Annotated in this window: 5 protein-coding genes; 2 read left to right on the plus strand and 3 right to left on the minus strand. The window is 60.5% G+C overall.

Translation table 11 applies throughout. The annotated features are described in order from the left end of the window. The first annotated feature begins 362 nt into the window (after positions 1 to 362). Positions 363 to 1,502, plus strand: a complete 1,140-nt coding sequence (locus ACQZ5H_RS28460; RefSeq protein WP_199627724.1) for a porin — start codon at positions 363 to 365, stop codon at positions 1,500 to 1,502. Positions 1,503 to 1,607: 105 nt separating this feature from the next. Here the strand turns inward: ACQZ5H_RS28460 and ACQZ5H_RS28465 are convergent, their stop codons facing one another. The 3 genes from ACQZ5H_RS28465 to katG form a co-directional block, all read right to left on the minus strand. Next, a complete protein-coding gene (locus ACQZ5H_RS28465) occupies positions 1,608 to 2,063 on the minus strand; it encodes an RrF2 family transcriptional regulator (RefSeq protein ID WP_165402763.1) in 456 nt (151 codons plus the stop codon). 79 nt (positions 2,064 to 2,142) lie between these two features. Beyond that, complete coding sequence (locus ACQZ5H_RS28470; protein WP_199627725.1) at positions 2,143 to 2,646, minus strand: hypothetical protein; 504 nt, start codon at positions 2,644 to 2,646, stop codon at positions 2,143 to 2,145. A gap of 365 nt (positions 2,647 to 3,011) precedes the next feature. Further along, positions 3,012 to 5,201, minus strand: coding sequence for a catalase/peroxidase HPI (gene katG, locus ACQZ5H_RS28475; RefSeq protein ID WP_203428146.1), 2,190 nt, complete (start codon positions 5,199 to 5,201; stop codon positions 3,012 to 3,014). Between the two features lie 161 nt (positions 5,202 to 5,362). On the opposite strand from katG, the gene ACQZ5H_RS28480 reads away from it, so the two are divergent. Beyond that, the gene (locus tag ACQZ5H_RS28480; protein WP_449099678.1) at positions 5,363 to 6,283 is read left to right on the plus strand and encodes a LysR substrate-binding domain-containing protein; all 921 of its coding nucleotides are present in this window, start codon (positions 5,363 to 5,365) and stop codon (positions 6,281 to 6,283) included. Positions 6,284 to 6,412: the final 129 nt, after the last annotated feature.

A 6,412-nucleotide genomic window follows, 5' to 3' on the forward strand; every position in this document is an offset into this window, starting at 1 on the left:
CAACGAAATAGCCAGCTTTTATATAGGTTATGTCCAAATCTTTGCTGAAAGCGTCTTTTCGGCAGCACAAAAATCCGCCGCGATCGCGGATTTTCGTTGTTTTTCAATCATCAACGCCTTGTTTCCGCCCTCAGTTCCTCCCATATCTGCGCTTTCACAAGGCAATTTTGTGTCGTTTTGGCAACAGGGGTCCGCAACAGCGTGACTTAACCGTATCTTGGCTTGATACGGTTTGAGCGATGTGCGATCCAATCTCTCGCGGGTTGCCGCTTTCCCCCGAGGGGATTCGACAAAACTGGGATGGGTTTTTGACGCTGATTTCTCGGCGCGATTTCCTGCGCCCGATTGAAAAAGGAACTGCTATGAACATTCGTTCTATTCTCATTGGTTCGGCGGCTGCGCTGAGCTCGGTGTCCGGCGCATACGCGGCCGACGCCATTGTTGCAGCTGAGCCGGAAGCTGTTGAATACGTTCGCGTTTGCGACGCCTACGGCACTGGTTACTTCTACATCCCGGGCACCGAGACCTGCCTCAAGATCGGTGGCTACCTCCGCTTCGACGTCGGCTTCGGCTTCGGCGATGCATACGACAACAACAACGGTGAAGACTGGCAGTCCCGTACCCGCGCTCACGTCGCTTTCGACGCCAAGAGCGAAACCGAGTACGGCACGCTGACGAGCCGCATCGTTCTGGAATCCAACTTCCGCGGTGGCAACACCGACTTCGCACCGTCTGCATTCGGCGGCGCTTCGACGATGCTCGGCGGCGACGCCAACGAGACCGTTATCGATCAGGCTTACATCGACATCGCCGGCCTCCGCGTTGGTAAGTTCACGAGCTGGTGGGATAACGACTTCTCGGGTGAAACCGATGCAATGGCGAACATCACCAACACCAACGCTATCCGTTACCAGTACGACGCAGGCGACTTCTACGCTGGCGTAGCTCTGGAAGAACTCGGCGTTGGCCGTCCGAGCACCGGCGACAACGGCAATGACCTCGGCGTCGACGCTAGCGTTGGCGGCAAGTTCGGTACGGTTGCTTGGGCAGTTTACGGCGGTTACGACACCAAGGCTCAGGAAGGCGCGATCACTGCACGTATCGACGCTGACATCGGCCCGGGCACGCTCGATGTTGCAGCTCTGTGGTCGAGCGGCGCAGGCAAGGACGACGTTTCTGCCGACATCGGCAGCTACTCGAACGCCTACTACAACAAGGGTGAATGGTCGATCGTTGCTCAGTACGCTCTCAAGGCGACCGACAAGTTCACGATCACCCCTGGCGCTCAGTACGTTGACAACATCGTTGCAGACGCTAACGGCGAATGGGACGACGGCAACATGTGGCGCGCTGGCGTGACCCTTGACTATAAGGTCGTCGAAAACCTGAACGCTAAGTTTGCCGCTACCTACGTCAAGGAAGACTACGGCAACTACACCGTTAACGGTAAGGACTCCCAGGATTACGTTGAAGGCTTCTTCCGCCTGCAGCGCGACTTCTAATGAATTGACGTGCGGTTAGAGACGCACGTCATGTGATCTGGTTGACCTCCGATCACAGTGAAGAAGCCCGGATTTCCCTCCGGGCTTCTTTTTTATAAGTGCTTTTCAGGAATGGGAGGCGGCTGTGAGCGCGGCGCGGTCGAGCTGATTGATCCTGTCGATGCAATCCTGAACCGTAACGCCTTCGAGCACACCGGCGACAGCCTTGTCGGCCCGGGCGCTGAGTTGGTCGGATACTGCACTGATATTGCGCGTGACCGAGCAGATGGTGGGGATGTTTTCGCGTGCCGACCACGCCTTCTGTTCCGGCAGAACGCTGCCATGGATTTCCAGAAGCTTGATATCGGGCGCCGGACGCGCCAGGCGGATACCGCCACTGACGCCGTCTGAGGAAATGAGTATCCCCGATTTCGACAGGGTCGAAACGATTTTCCGGACAAAACTGGGATTTGTATCGAGGCTGGTTGCCAATTGCGGACTGGTCGTGCGAACGCCCGCGGCCTCATTGACCGCGACCGTCACGACGATTTGCAGCGCTGTTGGAAACCGTGTGTCACTCATCAATCGTGACATACCGCTGAAACAGCAGAAAATCCAGAACCACTATCGCCGATTGATACAAAATCGGCGATTGCAGGTCTTAGTGGCCGCGCTCGCCCATTTCGAGACTCGCGCCATGTTCGGTGCCGAGCAGATCGGCAAGCGTCGAGGACAGATCGATCCCGTCGAGATCGGCGATAGCCGCCGTCCGGGCCTTGTCGATGATCGCGTCATAGAGATGATCGAAGCTGGTCTTCGGAAGCATCCGCGCCGGCGTGATGGCGGCATAGATCTCGGCAAGCGAAACCATGCGCAGCGACCGGGTGATCCGGTAGCCGTTGTCATCGCCGGAGACGATATCGGCGAACTTGAGGAGATCGAGGATGGCATCGGCGTCGTGCGCGCCCATACCGCCGATCCGGCGGATCTTGCGATGCGGCGTCGTGCGCGACAGCGTCTGGTTATAGGCGATCGTCAGGACGATGCGCAGCGCCTTCCTGAAGGTCTGGCTCGGCATCAGGTCGCTTTCATCCATTTCCCGCGCAGCGGGATAGGAGGCGATGCCGAAGAGGGTTTTAAACAACTCGGGGCAAGGTGTGGTCATGATCAGTGTCGAATAGCAATTTTTCGGGAGGAATTATCAATGCGGACGCCCGCGTGAGCGCCTGGGAGGTGGCGCCGCGGAACAGTGGACGTGAAAAGAACTCTTCGCGTTGTTTTCGGGATCGACCGCCGTGCGTTTACCGTACGGCCGTCTTGTCACTCGCGCGGCAAAGATGCCAACAGCGATATATCACGAATCCACTGTTACGCCTCGCAACGGATATTTTCTACCCCCGGGAGCGGAACACAGTGTCCCAAAAATGTGATTAATCCCGTCGTAAATTAGTCAGGAATAAAACGGTTTAGCCGACGGAGCTGCCGTGAACTGGACGCGGCAGGGCCGCGTCCAGCACAATTCTCGATCGATCAGACGAGATCGAAACGGTCGGCGTTCATGACCTTGTTCCAGGCCGAAACGAAGTCCTTGACGAACTTCGCCTTGGCGTCGGACTGGCCGTAGACTTCGGCGATGGCGCGCAGCTGCGAGTGCGAACCGAAGATCAGGTCGACGCGGGTGCCGGTCCACTTGACGGCGTCGGTCTTGCGGTCGCGGCCTTCATAGACGCCGTCCTTGCCTGCCAGCGGTGCCCACTTCGTGCCCATGTCGAGCAGGTTCACGAAGAAGTCGTTGGTCAGTGTCTCAGGACGCGAGGTGAAGACGCCGTGCTCGGGAGCACCGGCCTTCAGCACGCGCAGACCGCCGATCAGCACCGTCATTTCGGGTGCCGACAGGGTCAGAAGCTGCGCCCGGTCGACGAGGGCTTCTTCGGCCTTCATGAACTGCTTGCGCTTGCCGTTGACATAGTTGCGGAACGCATCGGCGCGCGGCTCGAGTGCGGCGAAGGATGCCGCGTCGGTCTGTGCTTCGGAGGCATCGGTACGGCCCGGCGTAACGGGAACGTTGACCGGCTGACCGGCAGCCTTCGCAGCCTTTTCGACACCGGCAGCACCGGCAAGAACGATCAGGTCGGCAAGAGAGATCTTCTTGCCGCCGGTCTGGGCAGCGTTGAAGTCCTTCTGGATGCCTTCGAGAACGCCGAGAACCTTGGCGAGCTGCGCCGGCTGGTTGGCTTCCCAATCCTTCTGCGGAGCAAGACGGACGCGTGCGCCGTTGGCACCGCCGCGCTTGTCGGAACCGCGGAAGCTGGACGCGGATGCCCAGGCGGTCGAGACCAGTTCCTGCACGGAAAGACCCGTCGCCAGAACCTTTTCCTTGAGCGCTGCGATGTCGGCATCGTCGATCAGCTTGTGGTCGACGGCGGGCACGACGTCCTGCCAGATCAGGTCTTCAGCCGGAACTTCCGGTCCGAGATAGCGGGCCTTCGGTCCCATGTCGCGGTGGGTCAGCTTGAACCAGGCGCGGGCGAAGGCATCGGCGAACTCAGCCGGGTTTTCCAGGAAGCGGCGCGAAATCTTTTCATAGATCGGATCGACGCGCAGCGCGAGGTCGCTGGTCAGCATGGTCGGGCGATGCTTCTTCGAGGCGTCGAAGGCATCGGGAACGGAAGCTTCTGCATCCTTGGCGACCCACTGCTTGGCGCCGGCCGGGCTGGTGGTCAGTTCCCACTCGAAACCGAAGAGGTTTTCGAAGAAGTAGTTGCTCCACTGCGTCGGCGTCTGCGTCCAGGTGACTTCGAGACCGCTGCCGATCGTGTCGCCAGCCTTGCCCGAGCCGTGGGTGCTCTTCCAGCCGAGACCCTGGTCTTCGATCGCGCTGCCTTCCGGCTCGACGCCAACGAACGATGCATCGCCTGCACCGTGGGTCTTGCCGAAGGTGTGGCCGCCGGCGATCAGCGCGACGGTTTCTTCGTCGTCCATCGCCATGCGGGCAAAGGTGTCACGGATGTCGCGGGCCGAGGCCAGCGCATCCGGATTGCCGTTCGGGCCTTCCGGGTTGACGTAGATAAGGCCCATCTGCACGGCGCCGAGCGGCTCTGCGAGTTCGCGCTCGCCGCTGTAGCGCTCGTCGCCGAGCCAGGTGCCTTCAGGGCCCCAATAAAGCTCTTCCGGCTCCCAAACGTCGGCACGGCCGCCGGCGAAGCCGAAGGTCTTGAAGCCCATGGATTCGAGCGCCACGTTGCCGGTGAGGATCAGAAGGTCGGCCCAGGAAATGCTGTTGCCGTATTTCTGCTTGATCGGCCAGAGAAGGCGGCGGGCCTTGTCGAGGTTGACGTTGTCAGGCCAGCTGTTCAGCGGAGCAAAACGCTGCTGACCCTGACCGGCGCCACCACGGCCGTCGGTGATGCGATAGGTGCCGGCGCTGTGCCAGGCCATACGCACGAAGAGACCGCCGTAATGACCGAAGTCGGCCGGCCACCATTCCTGCGAATCGGTCATCAGCGCATGAAGGTCCTTCTTCAGCGCTTCGAAATCGAGCTTCTTGAATTCCTCGGCGTAATCGAACGCTTCGCCCATCGGATCGGAGCGGACGTTGTGACCGTGCAGAACCTGCACGTCGAGCTGGTTAGGCCACCAGTCGCGGTTGCCGGGGCGATGCGCGGCATTGCCGTGCGGCACGGGACATTTGCCTGCGCTGTCGGGTTTTTGGTCGTCCATAGCGTTCTCCTTGGATGATGCAATTCATCGGTTATTGAGAGGGAGTGCCAGTGGCGGACCGGCTGGCGCGGCGTTGCGCGCGCCCTCCCCTGTCTTCTTCTTATCGGAAGCGTGTGATAAATTTAAGTTGGATTTACTGATTGCCGCGATAAGATAAAGTTATGAAGAACCTGACATTGAAACAGCTGCGTTATTTCGAGGCGCTGGCCCGTCACGGCCGCTTTCGCCATGCCGCGGATGCCTGCGCCATCTCGCAACCGGCGCTGTCGATGCAGATCAAGGAGCTCGAGGAAGAGCTCGGCAACGAGCTCTTCGAGCGCAGCGCCCGCGAGGTGAAGCTCACTGCCTTCGGCCAGATGTTCGCGTCGCGCGCCCACGATATTCTCCGCGCCGTCGATGAACTCGGCGATCTCGCCCGCGCCTCGCGCGATCCGTTCCTGGCGCGTCTCAGGATCGGCGTCATCCCCACGGTCGCACCCTACCTGCTGCCCGCGATCATCAACGATCTCAACGCCACCTTCGACGGCATCCAGATCGAGGTGCGCGAAACCCAGACCGCCAAGCTGGTGCAGGAACTCTCCCGCGGCGATCTCGACCTCGCGATCGTCGCTCTTCCGGTCTCGGAGCCGTCGCTCACCGAGCTGAAGCTGTTTGACGAGGAATTCGTGCTGGTGCGCCGCCTCGAAGACGAAGGCCGCCCAGTGCCGGACCGCGACATGCTGCGTGAAATGCGCCTGCTGCTGCTAGAGGAAGGTCACTGCTTCCGCGACCAGGCGCTGTCCTTCTGCCGCATCGGCTCGGCGCGTCCCCGCGAAATCATGGAAGGCAGCTCGCTCTCCACCCTCGTCCAGATGGTCAGCGCCGGCATCGGCATCACATTGATTCCGGAAATGGCGGTGCCGGTCGAGACGCGCTCGGCGCAAGTCTCGATCGCCCGCTTCCAGTCGCCGCGCCCGTCACGCACGATCGGCATGATCTGGCGCAACTCGACGCCGCTCGTCCGGCAGTTGATGGAAATCGCCGAAGTCATCCGCCGCTCGGCCGGAAGTGTGCAGAAGCATCATTTTCATGCGGAGGCGTGAGGGCGCTTCGCTTGGGAAAGCAACCCTCTCGCCCGGAGCCCCCTCACCCTACCCTCTCCCCGAGGGGAGAGCGACTGTCTTCTGCGTCAAGCGTCTTGCCATGGTTTGTTGTCCCTGATGATGGCGTTG

It is taken from the genome of Rhizobium sp. 21-4511-3d, assembly GCF_053522545.1.